Here is a 20,221-nt window from a genome sequence, read left to right as displayed (position 1 = left end):
GCTTGGTCGGAATGGTCGTGTTGCGCTCGATGAGCTTGGTCATGATGCCGCCCTTGGTCTCGATGCCGAGGGACAGCGGGGTGACGTCCAGCAGCAGGACGTCCTTGACCTCGCCCTTGAGGACACCGGCCTGGAGCGAGGCGCCGATGGCGACGACCTCGTCCGGGTTCACACCCTTGTTGGCCTCCTTGCCGCCGGTCAGCTCCTTGACGAGCTCGGCGACGGCGGGCATCCGGGTCGAGCCGCCCACCAGCACCACGTGGTCGATCTCGGACAGCTGGATGCCGGCGTCCTTGATGACGTTGTGGAACGGGGTCTTGCAGCGCTCGAGCAGGTCGGCGGTCAGCTGCTGGAACTGGGCGCGGGTGAGCTTCTCGTCCAGGTGCAGCGGGCCCTCGGCGGACGCCGTGATGTAGGGCAGGTTGATCGTGGTCTCGGTGGACGAGGACAGCTCGATCTTGGCCTTCTCCGCGGCCTCACGGAGCCGCTGGAGGGCCATCTTGTCCTTGGACAGGTCGACGCCGTGGCCACCCGTGAACTGCTTGACCAGGTAGTCGACGATCCGCTGGTCCCAGTCGTCACCACCGAGGTGGTTGTCACCGTTGGTGGCCTTGACCTCGACGACGCCGTCGCCGATCTCCAGCAGGGAGACGTCGAAGGTGCCGCCACCGAGGTCGAAGACCAGAATGGTCTGGTCGTCCTTCTCCAGCCCGTAGGCGAGTGCGGCCGCGGTGGGCTCGTTGACGATCCGCAGGACGTTCAGACCCGCGATCTCGCCGGCCTCCTTGGTGGCCTGGCGCTCGTGGTCGTTGAAGTACGCCGGGACGGTGATGACCGCGTCCGTGACCTTCTCGCCCAGGTACGACTCGGCGTCCCGCTTCAGCTTCTGCAGAATGAACGCGGAGATCTGCTGCGGGTTGAAGTCCTTGCCATCCAGGTTGATCCCCCAGTCGGTGCCCATGTGGCGCTTGACCGACCGGATGGTCCTGTCGACGTTCGTGACCGCCTGGCGTTTCGCGACCTCGCCGACCAGCACTTCGCCGTTTTTGGCGAAGGCGACGACGGACGGCGTGGTCCTGGCGCCCTCGGCGTTGGTGATGACGCTGGGCTCACCGCCTTCGAGAACACTGACGACGGAGTTCGTCGTGCCCAGGTCGATGCCGACCGCACGTGCCATGGTTTCTGTCCTCCAGATGACTTGAGTGGAACAGGCTCAAGCGTGCATGATCCGTTTTCCCATGTCAACAGACCTGAGCGGGGCTGACTCAACTCTTATGCCGGGAACCCTGTCACCACGGCCGCGAACACCCAGGAAAGGGTTGCCTGCGCGACACAGATCACCGGCCGGGCTGCTTCATGAGGCCTGCGATCCTGGGTAATGTCAGGCCAGACTGGAAAAGTTACCGCTTAGTAAGTCTGGGGTTCCCGCGCCGGAGGGCCACGGGGACTCCCACCCTCACAGTCCGCTCTCGCAGGCCCGAGGAGCCCCCAAATGCAACTCGCCGCGATCGTCGTTTCGCTGGTACTCACCGCGGTCGGCGTTGCGCTCATCGCCCGAGCCGTCGCGCAGATCTACCGGTTCGTAAAGCTCGGTCAGCCCGTGCCTGCGGGCAGCCGCACCGACGGCCCCAAGGCGCGCACCATCACCCTGGCCAAGGAGTTCCTGGGGCACACCCGGATGAACCGGTGGGGGATCGTCGGCTTCGCGCACTGGTTCGTCGCGATCGGCTTTCTGACCCTCCCGCCCACTCTGGCACAAGCGTACGGGCAGCTCTTCGCAGCCGACTGGACGCTCCCGCTCCTCGGCGGCTTCCTGCCGTTCGAGATGTACATCGAGTTCATCGGCCTGATGACGGTGGTCGGCATCCTGGTGCTGATGGTGATCCGGCTGCTGAGCCTGCCTTCCCGGGCCGGTCGCAAGTCGCGCTTCGCGGGCTCCAAGGCCTGGCAGGCGTACTTCGTCGAGTACGTCATCCTCGTCATCGGTCTCGCGATCCTGACCCTGCGCGGCCTGGAGGGTGGGATCCACCACGTCGAGCAGTACGAGGCCGCGTACTTCGTCTCGTACCCGCTGGTCCTGGTCTTCAAGGGACTGAGCGTCGGCGCGCTCCAGAACCTCATCTACTTCGTCGCGATGATCAAGATCGGCACCTCGCTGATCTGGATGATCACGGTCGCGCTGAACACCAACATGGGTGTGGCCTGGCACCGCTTCCTGGCCTTCCCCAACATCTGGTTCAAGCGCAACGCCACCGGTGAAACCGCACTCGGCGCACTCCAGCCGATGACCAGCGGCGGACAGCCGATCGACTTCGAGGACCCGGGCGAGGACGACGTCTTCGGCGTCAGCCAGGTCGAGCAGTTCTCCTGGAAGGGCATCCTCGACTTCGCGACGTGTACGGAGTGCGGTCGCTGCCAGTCGCAGTGCCCGGCCTGGAACACGGGCAAGCCGCTCTCCCCGAAGCTGCTGATCATGTCGCTGCGCGACCACGCGCACGCCAAGGCGCCGTACCTGCTCGCGGGCGGCGGCAAGACGGCGGAGGGCGAGGAGAAGGCGACCGAGGAGCAGCTCGCCGATGTGCCGGCGTCGGCTCTCGCCGAGGCCGAGCGCCCGCTGATCGGCACGGTCGAGGAGAACGGCGTCATCGACCCGGACGTGCTGTGGTCCTGCACCACCTGCGGTGCGTGCGTGGAGCAGTGCCCGGTCGACATCGAGCACGTCGACCACATCGTCGACATGCGCCGCTACCAGGTGATGATCGAGAGCTCCTTCCCGAGTGAGGCGGGGACGATGCTCAAGAACCTGGAGAAGAAGGGCAATCCCTGGGGCCTGGCGAAGAAGCAGCGGCTGGAGTGGACCAAGGAGGTCGACTTCGAGGTCCCGGTCGTCGGCAAGGACATCGAGGACCTCACCGAGGTCGACTACCTCTACTGGGTCGGCTGCGCGGGCGCCCTGGAGGACCGGGCCAAGAAGACCACCAAGGCCTTCGCCGAGCTGCTGCACATGGCGGGCGTCAAGTTCGCGATCATGGGCGGCGACGAGAAGTGCACCGGTGACTCTCCCCGCCGCCTGGGCAACGAGTTCCTCTTCCAGCAGCTCGGCGCGGAGAACGTCGCCACCCTGAACGCCGCCTTCGGCGAGGACGACGAGGACGAGTCGACCAAGAAGCCGAATGCGTCGAAGAAGATCGTCGCGACCTGCCCGCACTGCTTCAACACGATCGCGAACGAGTACCCGCAGCTGGGCGGCCACTACGAGGTCATCCACCACACCCAGCTGCTGCAACACCTCGTCGACGAGGGCAAGTTGATCCCGGTCACCCCGGTCGAGGGCCTGATCACGTACCACGACCCCTGCTACCTGGGCCGCCACAACAAGGTCTACACACCGCCGCGCGAGATCATCGCCAAGGTGCCCGGCCTGCGCAACGAGGAGATGCACCGCCACAAGGAGCGCGGCTTCTGCTGCGGCGCGGGCGGCGCGCGCATGTGGATGGAGGAGCGGATCGGCAAGCGCATCAACACCGAGCGGGTGGACGAGGCCCTGTCCCTCAACCCGGACATCGTCTCCACCGCCTGCCCGTTCTGCCTCGTCATGCTCACCGACTCGGTCAACGGCAAGAAGAACGATGGCCAGGCTAAGGAGTCCCTGCAGGTCGTGGATGTGGCACAGCTGCTGCTCGAGTCCGTGAAGACCCCGGCGGAGCCGGAGGGGGACGGCGAGCCCGACCAGGAGGTGGGCGCACCGCCCGGCGGCAGCGCCGGGGGAGCGCCGGAGCCGGTGAAGTAACGCCGCAGCAGATCTCTCAGCAGCAGCCGCTGCCGCTCCACGCGGCGGCGGCTGCTGCGTTGCCGGACCGGGTGTCCCTCGTACGCGGCGGCGTCCGCTGCCGTGTCACGGCAGCGGCTGTTCGGTCCAGATGACCTTGCCTTCGGATGTGTACCGGGTGCCCCAGCGTTCGGCGAACTGGGCCACGAGGAACAGCCCGCGGCCGCCCTCGTCGGTGATCGCCGCCCGCCGCAGATGCGGCGAGGTGCTGCTCCCGTCGGCAACCTCGCAGATCAGGTTGTTGCGGTCACGGATCAGCCGCACCCGGATCGGACCGGTGGCGTACCGGATGGCGTTGGTGATCAGCTCGCTGATCACCAGCTCGGTGGTGAACACCATCTCGTCCAGGCCCCACTCGGCGAGCCGCCGGGCGACCTCGCCACGCATCCGGGCCACCTCCGCCGGATCCGACGCGACGTCCCACCCGGCGACCCGGTCTGCCTTCAGCACCAGCGTGCGGGCCACGATCAGGGCGATGTCGTCGATGGGGTTCTCCGGCAGCAGCGCGTCCAGCAGCGCACCACAGGTCTGCTCAGGCGTCCGGCCGGGATGGGCCAGCGTGCGCCGCAGCAGCGCCAGCCCTTCGTCGATGTCCCGGTCCCGATCCCGGTCTTCGATCAGCCCGTCGGTGTAGAGCACCAGCGAGCTGCCCTCGGGCGGGCGCAGCTCGGCCGTTTCGAAGGGCAGGCCGCCCAGGCCCAGGGGTGGGCCGCTGGGCACGTCGACGAACTCGACGGTGGCATCGGGCAGCACGAGGGCTGGCTGGAGGTGTCCGGCGCGGGCCATGGTGCAGCGCCGGGTGACCGGGTCGTACACCGCGTACAGGCAGGTGGCCCCGGTGATCGAAGCCACCCGTCCGTCGGCCGCCTCGTCCTGGTCGATCCGGGCCACCAGCTCGTCCAGATGCCACAGCAGCTCATCAGGGGGCAGGTCCAGGGAGGAGAAGTTGTGCACCGCGGTGCGCAGCCGGCCCATGGTGGCGGCCGCGTGCAGACCGTGGCCCACCACATCCCCCACCACCAGCGCCACCCGGGCCCCGGGCAGCGGAATGACATCGAACCAGTCCCCGCCGACCCCGCCCACGCCCGGCTGCACGGGCAGATACCGGAAAGCGACGTCGAGGGCGCCCTGCTCGGGCAGGACCCGGGGCAGCAGACTGCGCTGCAAGGTGACGGCCATGGTGTGCTCGCGGGTGTAGCGGCGGGCGTTGTCGATGCTCACCGCCGCGCGATTGACCAACTCCTCGGCCAGGGAGACGTCGTCCTCCTCGAACGCCTCGGGCTTCTCAGCACGCCAGAACGTCGCCATGCCCAGGACGACGCCCCGCGCCCGCAACGGAACCGCGATCATCGAGTGGATCCCGTACTCGACGATCCGCCGGGCCCGCGGCGGATCCTGCTCCTGCCACCCGGAGAACGCCGCCATGTCCGCCTCGACCACCGCACGCCCGGTGCTGAAGGCCACAGCCTGTGGGGTGGACCGAACGAAGTGGATCAGCTTGCCGAGCGGATAGAGCGGGTGATCGTCGCGTATGCCCCGGACCGCAGTACGGCGCATGTCGGCGCCATTGCCCGTGGGCTCATCACCGGACAACACCGGATCGGCGAGGTCGACCGTCACGAAGTCGGCGAACCGAGGGACCGCGAACTCCGCCAGCTCCTCGGCGGTCCGCACCACGTCCAGCGTCGTGCCGATCTTCATGCCCGCGTCGTAGACCAGCCGCAGCCGCCCGCGCGCCAGGTCCACCCGTCCGGTGAGCACGCTGAGATCGGTGGTGTCCCGCAGGGTGGCGACACTGCCCGGCGGCCCTCCGTCGCGGTCGGTCGGCTCATGGTTGACGGCCAGCAGCCGGTTCCCCGCGACATGCACCTCGTCCGTCGCCACCCGCCCCGAGGCCAACAGCTCGGCCGTGCGCGGGTCGAGGCCCAGTTCGGTGACGAGTCTGCCCTCCGCGTCCTCCGGGAGGTCCAGCAGCCGCCGCGCCTCGTCGTTGGCGAGCACCAGCCGCCCCTCGCCGTCGACGATGACCACGCCCTCCCGTACGGCGTGCAGCACCGCGTCATGGTGTTCGTACATCCGGGTGATCTCGGCCGGGCCGAGGCCGCGGGTCTGATGCCGCAGCCGCCGGCTCACCAGTGCGGCACCTCCCGTGGCGAGCGCCAGGGCCCCGGCGCCGGCACCGATCACGAGCGGCCACTGGTCGTCGGCCGCACCGCTCACGTGCTCGATGGTGATCCCGGACGACACCACGCCGATGACCTTGTTGTCCGGCCCCCGGATCGGCACCTGTGCCTGGACGAGGGGCCCGATGGTCCCGACGATGCTCTCCGTGACGACCTCGCCCCGCAGCGCCGGTTCGACGTTGCCCACGAACTTCTTCCCGATCCGGTCGGGCAGCGGGTGCGTGTAGCGGATGGAGTCCGTGTTCAGGACGACGATGAAGTCGACTCCGGTCGCCTTCCGGGCCGCTTCGGCCTGCGGCTGCAGCACCGCGGTCGGATCCGGGCTCTCCAGGGCCTGCGCCATTCCCGGCGCGTTGGCGAAGGAGTGGGCGACCGCCACCGACAGGTTACGGGCCTCGTTCGTGCTGTCCCGCTCCGACTGCAGCACCAGCGCGACCACACCGGCGACGACAAGCCCCAGCACGATGGCCACTTGGAGGATGAAGACCTGGCCGGCGAGCGTTCGCACACTGCTTCGCACCGAGCGCAGGCGCCGACCCGTCGACGGGCGCTCAGGCCGCCTGCTCGGGCGCCAGCGGGCGAGCGATCGGACCGACTGAGCCCAGGGTCGGCCGAGGTGACCGGCCATGCCCCATTTCTAGCACTGCCCTCTGGCGGCGGGCGAACGATCTGCGCAACGGGCAGCCTGGCGGCTTCGGGAACGGTTGCGTCACCGACCGCGAGCACGGGACGACGCCGCGTCGGATGTCGCATACAACCCTTCCGCCCCAGCCGCCGTCATACAGGCATCGGAAACGACGGGCTGTTTCTGGAGATTTCTGAACACCCTCGTACTGGCCCGGCATGTCCGTCCCAGGGGCGGCACCGGGCCGGACAGCACTCCGGCCCCCCGCGCCAGCCCGGCATCCCTCAATGAAGGAGCCGTTTGTGCATACGAACCGTTCGGCCGCCGTCACCGCGGCCGCATTCCTTCTGCTGGCCGGCGCAGCGATCACGGCCGCTCCCGTGGCCCACGCCGGCACCCCGGGTGGGACCCACGCCGCCGACCGCAACACCGACTTCAACGGCGACGGATACGAGGACGTCCTCACCGGCGCGCCCGGGGCGACCGTCGGCGGCGACCACGGGGCCGGGTACATCGCCGTGCAGTACGGGTCGTCGCGCGGCATCACCACGGGAAACCGCACCGTCGTCCACCAGGACTCCGCGGGCGTACCCGGCGCCTCCGAGGCGGGCGACGCCTTCGGCACGACCCTGGCCTCGGGCGACCTGGACGCGGACGGCTACGACGACGCGATCGTCGCAGCGCCCACCGAGGACCTCGGCACGACAGCGGACGCGGGCGGCCTCGTCATCCTGTGGGGTTCGCCGCAGGGCCTGAGCGGTACGGACAGCCAGTGGCTGGAGTCCGCCGCCCCCGCGGCCGGGGAGAAGTTCGGGAGTGCTCTCGCCGCAGCCCGCTTCACCGGGGACACCCCGGGCGACCTGCTGGCCGTACTCGACCGCGACGACCTGGAGGTGTATGGCTTCGAGGCCGCCGGTCAGCCGGCCGCACAGCGCGCCGGAAGCCCTTCCGGGCCGCCACGTGAGGTCCGCGAGGACGCCGCGACGGTCCGGGGCCTGGGCCGGTCCGCCCTCGCCGACGAGGGCCGCGAGATCCTCCCGAAGTCCCTCACCACCGGCGACTACGACAACAACGGCTACGCCGACCTCGTCGTCTCCGGGCTCAGCACCGGAGCGGAGCCCGGCCACGGCTGGTCCACCTTCTTCACCGGGCACCAGGACGGCCTGGTCTTCGGCGGCGATCTGCGCGGCGGCCCGGTCGCCGCCTCCGGCGACCTCAACGGCGACGGCTACGACGACCTCGTCACCGGCGAGCCCAACAGCCCCGACGACGGCGGCGACACGATGACCGGCGGCCTCGTCGGCGTCTACTACGGCAGCGCCGAAGGGCCCGCCGGCAGCGAGGGCACGGGGACCCCGCCGCAGTGGTGGACCCAGGACTCCGCGGGTGTGCCCGGCGTCGCCGAGCACGGCGACGGCTGGGGCACGGACCTGTCGCTGGGCGACACGGACGGCGACGGCTATGCCGACCTTGCCGTAGGCGCCGCGGGCGAGGACATCGGCTCGGCCGCCGACGCGGGCGCGGTCTGGGTGCTGCGCGGCTCCAGCGGCGGCCTGACGACCACCAAGGTCAAGGACTTCAACCAGAACACCCCCGGAGTCCCCGGCGCCGCGGAGAAACTCGACCGCTTCGGCGGCCAGGTCCGGCTGGTGGACCCGAACAAGGACGGCCGGTTCGGCCTGCTCGCCACGGCACCCGGCGAGAACACCAACGACGGTGTCGTGTGGGTCTTCTCAGCGGGCACGGGCGGTGTGACGGCGACCGGCTCGTGGACGTACGGCGGTGGCTCGCTGGGCGCGCCGGTCGCGGATGCACGGTTCGGGGCGGCGATCGACGACTGATCCGGACCCGCGCGGACCGGCGTCCCAAACGCCCGGCCACCACCGGCCCGGTACGCCCCCGGAGCGCACCGGGCCGGTCCCTATGTCGGACTTACCCTTCTTGGTATCGGTGAGATGAATGGTCCCTTTGGGTGCTGCATGATTCGGGGCGATTTCCCTCGTCCTCCCGATGCGTTGGATCCGGCATGGAGCCCCGGCAGTTGTGGAATCGGAACACGGTGCTGGCCGAGGCGTTCTGCCTCAGCGACGAGCACGTGCGATCGGCGCAGAGTGCCCTCGACGAGACGCAGGCGCACCGGTCACGGCTGCTGGCGGCGTTCGCCGTGATGGTCGGCAGCGACAGCGCAGTCGCGGATCTGCTCGGCCTGAGCGAGCGGGAGGTACGGGTGGCCCGCCGCACCGTGGGCAAGGAGGATGCGCGGCGGGTGGCCGAGGACGTGCTCGCGCGGGCGGCGGCGAGCCGCGTGGAACCGGCGGAGGAGGAGACCCCCGTAGCCGAGCCCGCAGCGGCCGCGCCGCCGTCGCCACCGGCCCCGCAGGCCCCGCAGGCACCGCCCGGACCGCAGGCACCGCCCCAGACGTACGCCCAGCATGCCGCACCACCGCATTACGACCCATCGATGGCCACCGCCGCGGCCGCCGTCACGGCGCCGACCGTCGAGCAGCCGATGGGGGCGACGGGCGAGATCCCGACGGTCCGGGAGACGGCGTGGACGTCGGCCATGGATCTGGTGCTCATCGACAGCTGGCAATCGGGCATCGATCTGCGCGTCCTGGCCGACGAGTTCGGCCTGGACCTGGCCCGTCTCGTGGCGCGTGTGCAGCAGCTCTCGGCCGAAGGGCGGCTGCTGCCCCAGCAGCCGACGGGCCACCCTGCGGAGGACCGTTCCGGGCGCCACCGCCGCGACGCGACGATGACGTCGTCCGGAGGCTCCTACGACGCGTACGGCCACTCCGTGGGGCCCTCCGGCTGGGAGGCCCCGTCCACCATCCCCGACGAGATGGTCGCGTCCTATCTGCCCAACCAGCACACCTGGCCCAACTACATGGCGGGCACGGGGGTCCGCTAGGTCTGACCTGGGGGTTTCCATCCAGGATTCCCCTTAGGGGATGTCACAGCTCGGCAGCAAAGGCGGGCCTCTTCCGCCGGGCACCCACCCCGGTCCTCACGACCAGGTACGTTCGAGTGGTGGCTGGATTCAGGATGGGACGCGGCCGGGACTCCGCGCAGCAGCAAGGGCAGCAGCCGTACGGAGGGCAGCCCGTGCCCCCGCACGCTCAGCAGGGGGCACCTCCCAGCTGGGGGAGGTCGTACGGCGCGCCGCAGGGCGCGCACGGCGGGCAGGGCGGCCGACGCGACGAGCCGGAGTACTTCGGCGGCCCCGGCCAGGGCTACGACCCGTACGCGGGCCGCGGCCACGGTCCGGACCCGTACGCCGACAACCCGGGCCACACCCAGGCGTTCGGCGTCGGTGAGGCCCCGGACGCGTACGGCCCAGGCTCCGGTTACGGCCCGGACCAGGGCTACGACCCGTACGACGGCGGCAGCGGGCACGTCGGCACCTATCGTGCGGGCCAGGCGGCGCCCCCATCGGGGCCGCGGCTGCACTGGAAGCAGCTGCTGAACGGCATCGTGTTCCGGCCCGGGCCCACCTTCTGGCAGATGCGCGACTACCCGGTCTGGGGCCCGGCGCTCATCGTGACCTTCGTCTACGGACTGGTCGCCGTCTTCGGCCTCGACTCGGCGCGCGAAGACGTCCTGAACGCGACGCTGTCGAGCAGCATCCCGATGGTGATCAGCACCGGCATAGCCGTGGTGATCAGCGGTCTGCTGCTGGGAGCAGTGACGCACACGCTGGCCCGCCAGTTGGGCGGCGACGGCACCTGGCAGCCGACGGTGGGCCTGTCGATGCTGATCATGTCGCTCACGGACGCCCCGCGGCTGGTCGTCGCCATGTTCCTCGGCGGCGACAGCCCGATGGTGCAGGTGCTGGGCTGGGCGACCTGGGTGGTGGCGGGCGCGCTGTTCGCCTCGATGGTGGGCAAGTCGCACGACCTGCCGTGGCCGAGGGCGCTGGCGGCGTCGTCGATCCAGCTGATCGCACTGCTGGTGCTGATCAAATTGGGCACGCTGTAGCACCGGCTGCTCCGCCGCGCACCGTCAAGGCCCCCGCACAGCGGGGGCCTTGCTGCGTGAGTCCCGCCTCACGTCACTCGAAGGCGTTGCACCATGCGCAATCTCAGTTGCGGCACTTGTCATGCACATTGGTTTAGGCCAATGTGTGTCATCCGCAGCCCTGAGACACTGAGACCGGAGACACAGAGCATGAGTGCACACGCAGGGATGGGCCGTCGTCGCTTCCTCCTCGGCGCCGTGGCGACGGGCGCGCTCGCAGGTGCGGTGCCGATCGTGGCGAGCGCGACCACGACTGAGCGGCGCGAGGACGACGACGAGGGCGGCGAACGGCCCTGCTACCTCGGCACGTACACCTCCGGCGGCGGTGGCGGCACCGGCATCGGGCTTACCGCATACGATCCGCAGAGCGGCAAGCTCGCATCGAAGGGGACGGTGAAGGACGTCGCCGACCCCTCCTTCCTCACCCTCGCGCCGGGCGGGCGGATCCTGTACGCGGCCAACGAGCAGCAGCAGGGCGCGGTGACCGCCATCGCACTCGGCGCGGGCGCACCGCGCGTCCTCGGCTCGCAGAGCACCGGAGGGGCCCATCCCTGCCATCTGTCCGTACATCCGGGTCGCCGCCACCTGCTGAGCGCCAACTACACATCCGGCAGCGTCGCCGTCCACCCCATCCTCCCGGACGGCGGTCTGGGCCCGCGCACCGATCTCGTACAGCACACGGGCTCGGGTCCCGACCCCGAACGGCAGGAGGGCCCGCATGCGCACCAGGCGATCACCGATCCGGACGGCAAGCATGTGCTCGCGGTGGACCTGGGGTCCGACACGGTGCACAGCTACAAGCTCAACACGACCACCGGCCGGCTGACGCGGGTGTCCCAGGCCAAGACGCGGCCCGGCGCGGGCCCCCGCCAGCTGACCTTCCACCCGTCGGGCCGGTTCGCCTATCTGGCCAATGAGCTGGACAACACGATCGTGGTCTGCCGCTACGACAGCAGCACCGGAAAGCTGACCCTCGGTACGCCCCAGCCCACCGCCCCCAAGGGCGCTCCGTCCGGGGAACGGAACTACCCGGCCCAGGTGCTGGTGACCGCCGACGGCCGGTTCGCCTATCTGGCCAACCGCGGACTCAACTCCCTTACGCGCTACGCCGTACAGGACGACGGCGGCACCCTCAAGCTGCTGGACGCCGTGCCGACGGGCGGCGCGTTCCCGCGGCACATCTCCTTCTCCCGGAACGGGAAGCTGCTGTTCGCGGCGAATCAGAAGTCGGGCTCGGTGACCGCCTTCACCGTCGACCGCTCCTCCGGGAAACTGACCGCCACCGGAAGCCCGTTCGCTGCCCCGACCCCGGTGTGCGTACTGCCCGCTTAAGCGTCGAGAACCTCCCCCCGCGCCGCGCCGCGGGCAGAACGCGGCCGACGCGGGGGGCACGAACCGGCCAGGACCTGCGCGCTGCATGCGGAGGCAACACAAAGGCGCACTCATCCTGCTCACCGGCTTCCAAACCCCGGCAGCCCTGCGCCGCCGCGGCCGGGCCCGCCTGTCCGGCTGGCTTGCCCAGCGAAGTGTGCGCAACCCCGATGCGGTGGCCGCCACCGCTGTGGAGGCCGCGCAGGCCCAGAGCACGGCGCTGCCCGGCCAGGACATCGCCGCCGGCATCGTCGCGGGCATCGCCCGGCAGATCCTCGACCTGGACGAGCGGATCAAGCACGTCGACCAGCAGATCCGCCAGACCTTCCGCACCCATCCCCAGGCGGAGATCATCGAGTCTCTGCCGGGTATGGGCCCGATCCTTGGAGCGGAGCTCCTCGTCGCAGCCGGTGACCTCGCCTCCTACGCAGACGCCGGTCACCTGGCATCCGCCGCCGGGCTGGTGCCCGTCCCCCGGGACTCGGGACGCCGCACCGGCAGCCTGCACCGGCCCAAGCGCTACAGCCGACGCCTGCGCAAGGTCTTCTACCTGTCGGCCCAGACGAGCATCGTCCGCGACGGCCCCAATCGCTCCTATTACCTCAAGAAGCGAACCGAAGGCTGCAAGCACATCCCGGCCGTCATCGCCCTCGCCCGGCGACGCGTCAACGTCCTATGGGCCCTCCTCAGGGACAATCGCCCCTTCACCACAGCTGCCCCACCACGCTCAACCGCATAGGGCCCGCCGCACGCGTTCCCGCGTCGCTTCAGGGAAGTCCGAGACCAAGCTAAGGAGTGCACGGCGGTCGTCTTGTGAGACGCGCTCGACGTCCCCGTGCTCGCCGATCCAGTCGGCGAGCGTCTCAACGGCAAGCCCGTGCTCACCAGCCCTGAGGAACTGGAACACGTCCCGACGCGGGGCCTCATGGCTCGGCCCCATGACGGCCTCCGCGAGGTCACGAACGTGCCTCTCCCAGGCCCCGTACTTAGTCACCCGGTCATCCTCGCAGCCACGACCTCAAGATCGCCAAGGGCTTGACTCGGACATTAAGACTCCACCGACCGCGCGATACGGTGCGGCCCTCTGCGTCGAGAGGGCTTGGATGGAAAACCGCGTATGGCAGCTGCGTCGAGGTGAGGAGATCATCGGCACGCTCACGCTGGAGGCCATCGACATGTTCTGGTTCGAGTGCCGCTTCGAGCCTTCGTCTGGGTGGCCGGCCTTCAAGCCGTTCATCGATGCATCGCACGCCGCTTGGCAACGGAAGGATGTGGCTGCAGCGCGCGCAGCAGACGACGAGATCTACGCGCTCGGCCTCGAAATGGTCCCAGACGACGGAGGCGAGATCATCAGGAACTTCATGGTGCGCATCAGCGGGGATCACGCCCGCTTCAGGTGGTAAGCCGTCAAGGCCGTGCCCCCTCCGACGCCGATGACGGCAGTCTGACGGCAACGCCAGCGGACGCCACCGTATGCAGCGGGGAGCCACGGGGAGTCAACATTGGTCGTTGTCGGGCCGAAACCTGATCCACTCCGTCCGATCAACTCGCCTGCAAAGCGGAAGGTCGCCGGTTCGATCCCTGTCTCCTGCCCCGGCGGCCCGGCATTCTAGCCACGTGAGACGACATCTCTGTGCCCTCGCCGTCCTAGTCATCACCCTCACCGCCTGCGGCAGCGGGGCGCAGGCCCCCGACCAAAACAAGCCTGGCGGCGCGGAGCGCACCACGTTCCTCGCCAAGCTCAAGGCCATCCACCCGGCCCTCGTCACCGACGAGCACAAGGCCATGGGCAACGCCTTGACCCTTTGCCGCAGCATCACCGGCGTCAGCGGAGCCGACAAACCCATACCCAGCGCCGAAGCCCGCTTCAGCACCAAGGAACACCAGGTCACCGAAGCCGAAGCCAAGGCCATCATCGCGCTAGTGGAAGCAGCCGTCTGCCGCCCTAAGAAGTGAGACTGGGCCGTCTCTGGGCCGTCCGAGAGCGCACAACGACGACCAACGCTGACAGCCGTTGACGGCTAGATCACAGGTCACAGCGTTGATCACCGATGATGTCCCAGCCCATGGACCCAACGCGTCACTTCCAGAAGATCTGTGTGCATCATGAGGCATGGGGATCGATCTGGAGCTGCACTCATCGCGGCCGACGCGCAACAACTGGCGCAAGTCCCGCGCAACACTCCTGCGGAGCTCTTACGGACACGGCGACGCCTTGGCCGATGCATTTGGCTCGCTCCAGCTCCTTGGAATATCCGGGAGGCTCATTGCCATCGATCCGTACGGGGGTACGTTGATGAACGAGCAGGAGTCCGCCGCCGCCCTCCGGGAGATCCACGATCTAAGGCAAAGATGCGGTGATGAGCGTCAGCTCGCCGCGCTGGACGATCTCGCAACGATGCTGGAGCAATGCGCGGCCACCCCAGGCAGTTACCTGTGGTTCGCGGGCGACTGAAGCTCGTGCCACAAACGTGCCAGTTTCAGCGGGGAGCCACGGGGAATCCGGAGCCTGACGGGCACTCAGGCCGACTGCCGCCAAGCTAGGATTTTGCAGTTCAGCCACGACGCGGGCCAACCTCGCTCCTAAAGCGGGTGTCGCACACCCGTCCCGCAGCCGATGTCCAGCACCCGACGCGCGTTGAACTCCTGCATGACACCAATGTGCGGATCCAGATCACTGCGGTCGGAATCGAGCGGATCGTAGATCTCGGCCAGCCGCGGGTGTCCGAAGATCTCGTCAGTCATGCGGCCGAAGGTATACGGAGGACGCGGATGGGGTGCCCTCCCCAACAGCAGAAGGGCACCCCCAAGGACGGTCAGCGGTGGTCGTAGCGGTCGTGACCCCAGTGGTGACCGTGGTGCCGGTGGTCCCCGCGGTGGTGACCCCAGTAGTGACCGTGGTGCCGGTGGTCCCCGCGGTGGTGACCCCAGTAGTGACCGTGGTGCCGGTGGTCCCCGCGGTGGTGGCCCCAGCGGCCGTCGCGGTCACCGCGCCTGTAGTCGTCACCGTGGTCGTGACCACGGTCATGCGCGGCATGAGATACCACCGAAGGCGCGGTGGCGGCGCTGGCGCCAGTGGCGCCGCTCAGCAGGACGGCGGCCGCGACGCCCAGCGCGGCGGCAAAACGGGAAACCCGCATTCCGTGCTCCTTTCACGGCAGTGCCTGATGCGCCTGCCTGTGTCGGACACGTCGATGTTCACATCCGAAATGAACTGTTAAGTCCGAATCGCCACCAAAGACACCTCATGTAACGAAAAATCGCTGGGCCGGGAACCGGCGCCCGGCGTGTCGGCGTCCCGCGCGCACGCGTGCGGGTGGCTCCCCCGCCCAACAGGGTGAATTTGCACCTCACGATCCCGCCGAGCTCGCGCTCCCCTACCGCCCACCTCTCCGCGGGTACTTCCACCAGCAGCAGCCCCCGGCCCCGACTCGTCCCGCAGCCCCGGTCTGGCACATGCGGGTAGGCATCGGCGCCCGTGGACTATCCGTGGACAGGCACAGCCGTCGAGTACACAGAAGCGGACCCCGTGACCAGCAGCGACGCCACAGGCCCAAAGGGCCTCCGGAGCCGTGCGCTCTGGAGCACTTCCCTCCTGCAGGGCCTGCAACAGGGACGCCTGCCAGAATGTAGTTATGGATCATGAGGAGGCGCGCCGCGCAGCCATACGACGGTTCGAGCAGGGCGGACCGAAACCAGAGCCGTGGGCTATCTGTGACCCCGTGCTGGAGACTGTGTATGGGGTGGATGGCTCTGAAGAGTGCTTGGTCTTCCGCTTCGACCCGCCGCCGAGCTGGGTGGAGGAGAAGGGGTATGGCTGGCCTGTTCAGGTCGCAGTGAATCCCCGGACCGGCGAAGCCGAAATCTTGCGGTGACATCCAGGCTTGACATCAACGACGGCGGATGCGGGCGGACTCTGACGGCTCCCTGCGGAGGGGCAAGGGTAAGGAGAGCCAGCGGGGCAGGGGACGAGGCCCCACTCGATCGAACTTGTAAAGCGAGGGTCGTCGCCAAGGCTCCTTTCCCGCTGGGTTCGCTCATGGTGATGGGTTCGTAGGGTGGAGTCCTGTGGCGACTATCAGCTGTTCGATCGTCTCGGCGAGAGTGCTCCGCGACGAGATGATCCGTTCGTGTCCGCCGGGCAAGAGGTCCACGGGGCGGTACCACCCGCGCATCTCCTCGGCCCCGAATTGGGACGCCTGCGCACGTGTGGCGTGTCTACGCAGGGTCTCTTCGAAGGGCACTTCGAGGTAGAAGCAGTGGGTCTGCCCCAAGTGATCATCGCGAAGCGCCTGCAGCATGGAGCCGTAGCGGTCGGCGTACAGGATACCTTCGATGATCACGTGGTAGCCGTGATCGAGTGCGTAGCGTGCCACGGCGTCGATCAGACCGATATTGGATGCGCCCGGCTCGTCTCTCTCGCGGAGGATGGTGCGCCGGATGTTGTCCTGGCCGACGAGCGCTACGCCTTGGCCATACGGGCCCGGAAGCCCTGCGCGACGCTGGTTTTGCCCGAGCCGGAGTTGCCCCTCAGCACGATCAACTGTGTTGTACCGGATCCCACACTCACTACGTCACGTTACGTCTGAGACCGCTTGGACCCAACCAATTCACCGAGAGCGGCGCCGGAAGCCACAAGCTCAGCCGTCCCAGGCGTCGGCTCCGAGATCTGATCGCATGGCGTCTCGAAGGGTCTTGATGGTCGTGATCAAGGTTCCGAACTCTTCGTCCAGAGTCCTACCCGTCACACCCTCCTGAATCCTGTCGCGCATGTCGCGCAACCTTCTCAAAGCGTCTTCAGAGGGCCCCACAACCTGGGCAGGCGCGGTGATGGCCATCTGATAACGGAGTTCGTAAGCCCCGCCCTCCCGGTACGCCTCCCCCGCCTGGCGTGCCCGCTCGTCCCCAACGAGCGCTGTAGAGCCAGCGATGTCTTTGAGCTGATTCCTCGTCCGGGTGAGTGCCGCCAGGTACTCGCCATACAACTGCCGCCTCAAGTCCTGCTGCCGCGCCACGTGATCACGCTGCCAACGCAGACGATCAGCGATCAGCGATCAAGGTTGAGCCGACTCCGACAACCGCACCAAGTCCGGTCCCTATGAGGGTCCCCCAGTCCATGCCAGGACCCTAGATCGACTGTGCGGACACGTGCCAGGGAGGCGCTAAGCCACAAACCACGCCGTGCCCCTCGGCCGGGGAATCAGGGGGAGCAGCGGTAAGGGGCGGACAAGCGGACAAGAAAGCGGCCCCCGACCGAGTTGCCTGGTCAGGGGCCATCTTCAGTGATCCAGCAGCGGAGGGTGTGGGATTTGAACCCACGGTGGTGTCGCCACCACGACGGTTTTCAAGATCGCTGGTGGGTTTGACCCGCCCGTTGAGTAATCCGATCTCCGGACGGCGATACCCCAAAGGGGACAAAATCGGGTCACGGCCGTCCGGCTGACGTCGCGGAGTCTTGGTGCCACCGGAACCTGACATTGAGTAGGACGCCGGGGCCCTCCGTCAGGCATCCGGAAGTGTTGCCTCGAGCATGTGAATCAGATTCTTTTGCCTGCCGGTCCCCGCCGGACGGCTGCTGCACAACAGCACACCGCACGAGGGGAGGACCGGGGCATGGACGTGGTCCACGAACGATGCGCCGGAATCGACATCGGCAAGGCGGACGTGAAGGTCTGCATCCGCGTTCCCGGGACCGGCAAGCGGCGCCGCAAGGAGATCCGCACGTACTCCACCATGACCCGAGACCTGCTCGCGATGCGGGACTGGCTGCTCGCCGAGGGCGTCACCGTGGTCGGCATGGAGGCAACCGGCTCGTACTGGAAGCCGGTGTTCTACCTGCTGGAGAACGACATCGAGTGCTGGCTGCTCAACGCCCGACACATGAAGAACGTCCCTGGCCGCAAGACCGACGTCGCCGACTCCGAGTGGATCTGCAAGATCGTCGAACACGGCCTCGTGCGGCCCTCGTTCGTCCCGCCACCGGAGATCCGTCAGCTACGGGACCTGACCCGCTACCGCACCGAGGTCATCCGCGAACGCACTCGCGAGGCCCAGCGGCTGGAGAAGCTCCTCGAAGACGCCGGAATCAAGCTGTCCGCGGTCCTCTCCGACCTGCTGGGCAAGTCCGCCCGAGCGATGCTGGAAGCCCTGATCGCCAGGGAGCGTGATCCGCTGGTGCTGGCGGAGATGGCCAGGGCCAGCATGCGGGCCAAACGCGAGATCCTGGCCCAGGCGCTGACCGGCCGGTTCACCGACCACCACGCCTTCCTCGCCCGCACCATGCTCGACCGCATCGACGCGGTCACCGCGACCGAGGCACGGCTGAGTGACGAGATCACCCGCCAACTCGCCCCGTTTCGCCGCGAAATCGAGCTGCTAACCACCATCCCCGGCGTCAGCACCCGCTCGGCCGAGATGATCCTGGCCGAGATCGGCGCGGACATGGCCCGCTTTCCCTCGGCCGCCCACCTGGCCTCGTGGGCCGGGATGTGTCCGGGCAACCACGAGTCCGCCGGCAAACACACCTCCGGCAAGTCCCGGCCGGGCGACCCGTGGCTGAAGAACGCGCTCGGCCTGGCGGCTACCGCTGCGGCCCGCAGCAAGGACACCTACCTGGCATCCCGCTACAAACGCATCGCGATCCGCCGCGGCAAGAAGCGGGCCCCTGGTCGCCCTCGGGCACACCATCCTGACCTCGATCTGGCACATGCTCACCCAGGACGCCGAGTACCACGACCTCGGAGCGGACTACTTCCTGCAGCGAACCGGCCGGGCCCGGCAAACGCGACGCCTGGTCAGCCAGCTCAACATGCTCGGCTACCAAGTGTCCCTCCAATCAGCGGAAGCGACCTGAGCTGCGGGAAGGGACGATTTTCGAATCAGACTCCACCGACCTCAGCCCGTGCCCGCAGCGTGCCCGATGCCACGGGAAACAGCGGGGAATCACGGTGTGCCGCAGTCACCCGAAAAAACGAACGGCCCCCGACCGTTTTCCTGGTCAGAGGCCGTTTCAGCGCAGTGTGGCGGGTGCAGGGTTCGAACCTGCGTAGGCGTAAGCCGACAGATTTCAAGACTGTATGTGGGGCGCTCAGCGCTCGCGGAAGCCACCGAGGAAGCGACGGAAAACGCCACCCTCCGGGGTCAGCGGGGCGGACGGCGGCGGAGCGGTGGGTCGCTCGCGGGCGATTGGCTGGTCGTAGTCGGCCCGGGCGATCGCGTCGACGGTTTGGTTGATGTCGAAGTTCTCGGAGCCCTCGATGGACGGCACGAAGCCGACCAGGATCCCGTCCCGCATGACCTGCGCTTCGAGACCGGCGGTGTCGTCGGTGTCCCAGACGGCCTCGCGACCGTCGAGCAGGACCACGCGCACGCCGACCTGGTAGACGCCTTCGCGGGCCAAGTGGGCAGTTATGCCACGCTGCCGCAATGTGTCTACGACTCGAAGCGCTCTGTTCTCCTCCATGCGGCCACGATAACGCCCGCGGTCGTTCTGTCTTGTCCAAGGATTCCTGGCCAGGCGTGGTGTGCGGTGCATCGGTACATGTCCAGCCCCATAGACCACAGCCACGACAATAGGCTCGTTGCACCGCTCGAACAGAGGCGCCCTGACCTGCAACAACGCTCAGGAGCCAAGGGACCTCCATAGTCGTGCGCCTTCCACCACTACCTTGACTCAGCCGTGACTCAGAGCGCCTCTCGCGACGGAATCTGCGGTTCACCAGACTTACGCACTACAGGCAAGACCGACCAGGGGAAGTTGATCCACCGGTCGGTCCGCTTCCAGACGTACTCGCACTTCACGAGCGACTGCGGCTTCTCGTAGATCACTGCACACCGCACCTCCGCGACGTGGCCGGCGCAGAAGTCGTGCACGAGCTTGAGCGTCTTGCCGGTGTCGGCCACGTCGTCCGCGACGAGGACCTTCTTCCGGCTCAGGTCCACGACGTTCGGGACGGGCGGCAGCATGACGGGCATCGCGAGGGTGGCCCCGACGCCCGTATAGAACTCCACGTTCACGACATGGAGGTTCTTCACGTCCAGGGCGTACCCCAGGCCGCCGGCCACGAAGAGGCCGCCGCGCGCGATGGAGAGGATGATGTCCGGCTCGTAGCCGTCGTCCGCGACGGCCTGGGCCAGCTCGCGGACCGCCTGCCCGAAGAGCGGGTAGGTCAGATTCTCGCGCTCGTCACCCACGGC

16 protein-coding genes and 3 pseudogenes are annotated in these 20,221 nt (G+C 68.3%); 10 read left to right on the top strand and 9 right to left on the bottom strand.

The features are described from left to right. The coding region (gene dnaK, locus ACTWQI_RS07575; RefSeq protein WP_443268634.1) for a molecular chaperone DnaK at positions 1 to 1,177 on the bottom strand (1,177 nt) is incomplete at its 3' end. 315 nt (positions 1,178 to 1,492) lie between these two features. Between dnaK and ACTWQI_RS07570 the strand changes: the two genes are divergently transcribed. Further along, positions 1,493 to 3,790 (top strand): heterodisulfide reductase-related iron-sulfur binding cluster, encoded by a 2,298-nt coding sequence (locus tag ACTWQI_RS07570; protein ID WP_443268632.1) that lies wholly within the window; start codon positions 1,493 to 1,495, stop codon positions 3,788 to 3,790. A 105-nt stretch (positions 3,791 to 3,895) separates the two neighbouring features. Here the strand turns inward: ACTWQI_RS07570 and ACTWQI_RS07565 are convergent, their stop codons facing one another. After that, positions 3,896 to 6,640: a SpoIIE family protein phosphatase gene (locus ACTWQI_RS07565; RefSeq protein WP_443268630.1), complete on the bottom strand. Its 2,745-nt coding sequence runs from the start codon at positions 6,638 to 6,640 to the stop codon at positions 3,896 to 3,898. 299 nt (positions 6,641 to 6,939) lie between these two features. On the opposite strand from ACTWQI_RS07565, the gene ACTWQI_RS07560 reads away from it, so the two are divergent. From ACTWQI_RS07560 to ACTWQI_RS07540, 5 genes and pseudogenes are all read left to right on the top strand, one after another. After that, on the top strand, positions 6,940 to 8,478 hold the full coding sequence (locus ACTWQI_RS07560; protein ID WP_443268628.1) for an FG-GAP repeat protein: 1,539 nt from the start codon (positions 6,940 to 6,942) through the stop codon (positions 8,476 to 8,478). 185 nt (positions 8,479 to 8,663) lie between these two features. After that, complete coding sequence (locus ACTWQI_RS07555; RefSeq protein ID WP_443268626.1) at positions 8,664 to 9,548, top strand: hypothetical protein; 885 nt, start codon at positions 8,664 to 8,666, stop codon at positions 9,546 to 9,548. A gap of 119 nt (positions 9,549 to 9,667) precedes the next feature. Continuing rightward, positions 9,668 to 10,615, top strand: a complete 948-nt coding sequence (locus ACTWQI_RS07550) for a YIP1 family protein (RefSeq protein ID WP_443268624.1) — start codon at positions 9,668 to 9,670, stop codon at positions 10,613 to 10,615. Positions 10,616 to 10,804: 189 nt separating this feature from the next. Beyond that, entirely contained in the window at positions 10,805 to 11,986 is a 1,182-nt protein-coding gene (locus ACTWQI_RS07545; protein ID WP_443268622.1) for a lactonase family protein, read from the top strand. A 97-nt stretch (positions 11,987 to 12,083) separates the two neighbouring features. Beyond that, positions 12,084 to 12,764: pseudogene (locus ACTWQI_RS07540) on the top strand (transposase); the annotation flags it as partial. Here the strand turns inward: ACTWQI_RS07540 and ACTWQI_RS07535 are convergent. Continuing rightward, complete coding sequence (locus ACTWQI_RS07535; RefSeq protein WP_443268620.1) at positions 12,753 to 13,019, bottom strand: hypothetical protein; 267 nt, start codon at positions 13,017 to 13,019, stop codon at positions 12,753 to 12,755. The pseudogene ACTWQI_RS07540 and the gene ACTWQI_RS07535 sit on opposite strands and share 12 nt — an antisense overlap. 109 nt (positions 13,020 to 13,128) lie before the next feature. On the opposite strand from ACTWQI_RS07535, the gene ACTWQI_RS07530 reads away from it, so the two are divergent. The 3 genes from ACTWQI_RS07530 (at position 13,129) to ACTWQI_RS07520 (ending at position 14,480) form a co-directional block, all read left to right on the top strand. Beyond that, positions 13,129 to 13,428 (top strand): hypothetical protein, encoded by a 300-nt coding sequence (locus tag ACTWQI_RS07530; RefSeq protein ID WP_443268618.1) that lies wholly within the window; start codon positions 13,129 to 13,131, stop codon positions 13,426 to 13,428. A 214-nt stretch (positions 13,429 to 13,642) separates the two neighbouring features. Then, positions 13,643 to 13,981: a hypothetical protein gene (locus ACTWQI_RS07525; protein WP_443268616.1), complete on the top strand. Its 339-nt coding sequence runs from the start codon at positions 13,643 to 13,645 to the stop codon at positions 13,979 to 13,981. A gap of 157 nt (positions 13,982 to 14,138) precedes the next feature. Beyond that, entirely contained in the window at positions 14,139 to 14,480 is a 342-nt protein-coding gene (locus ACTWQI_RS07520; protein ID WP_443268614.1) for a hypothetical protein, read from the top strand. A 143-nt stretch (positions 14,481 to 14,623) separates the two neighbouring features. Here the strand turns inward: ACTWQI_RS07520 and ACTWQI_RS07515 are convergent. The 4 genes and pseudogenes from ACTWQI_RS07515 to ACTWQI_RS07500 form a co-directional block, all read right to left on the bottom strand. Further along, positions 14,624 to 14,770 (bottom strand): annotated as a pseudogene (locus ACTWQI_RS07515) (SAM-dependent methyltransferase); the annotation flags it as partial. A gap of 71 nt (positions 14,771 to 14,841) precedes the next feature. Further along, a complete protein-coding gene (locus ACTWQI_RS07510) occupies positions 14,842 to 15,165 on the bottom strand; it encodes a hypothetical protein (protein ID WP_443268612.1) in 324 nt (107 codons plus the stop codon). A gap of 897 nt (positions 15,166 to 16,062) precedes the next feature. Then, entirely contained in the window at positions 16,063 to 16,401 is a 339-nt protein-coding gene (locus ACTWQI_RS07505; protein WP_443268610.1) for a hypothetical protein, read from the bottom strand. 264 nt (positions 16,402 to 16,665) lie between these two features. Then, positions 16,666 to 17,040, bottom strand: coding sequence for a hypothetical protein (locus ACTWQI_RS07500; protein ID WP_443268608.1), 375 nt, complete (start codon positions 17,038 to 17,040; stop codon positions 16,666 to 16,668). A 598-nt stretch (positions 17,041 to 17,638) separates the two neighbouring features. On the opposite strand from ACTWQI_RS07500, the pseudogene ACTWQI_RS07495 reads away from it, so the two are divergent. Further along, positions 17,639 to 18,878 (top strand): annotated as a pseudogene (locus ACTWQI_RS07495) (IS110 family transposase). Between the two features lie 234 nt (positions 18,879 to 19,112). On the opposite strand, the gene ACTWQI_RS07490 reads toward ACTWQI_RS07495, so the two are convergent. Then, positions 19,113 to 19,487: a hypothetical protein gene (locus tag ACTWQI_RS07490; protein ID WP_443268607.1), complete on the bottom strand. Its 375-nt coding sequence runs from the start codon at positions 19,485 to 19,487 to the stop codon at positions 19,113 to 19,115. Positions 19,488 to 19,708: 221 nt separating this feature from the next. Continuing rightward, positions 19,709 to 20,218 carry a phosphoribosyltransferase gene (locus ACTWQI_RS07485; protein ID WP_443268605.1) on the bottom strand — a complete coding sequence of 170 codons (510 nt, stop codon included), beginning with the start codon at positions 20,216 to 20,218 and terminating at the stop codon, positions 19,709 to 19,711. Positions 20,219 to 20,221: the final 3 nt, after the last annotated feature.

This window comes from Streptomyces sp. KR80 (genome assembly GCF_052245555.1).
GTDB lineage: Bacteria > Actinomycetota > Actinomycetes > Streptomycetales > Streptomycetaceae > Streptomyces.
Note: the sequence above shows the minus strand (reverse complement) of the source record. Positions and strands in the feature narration are given on the sequence as shown.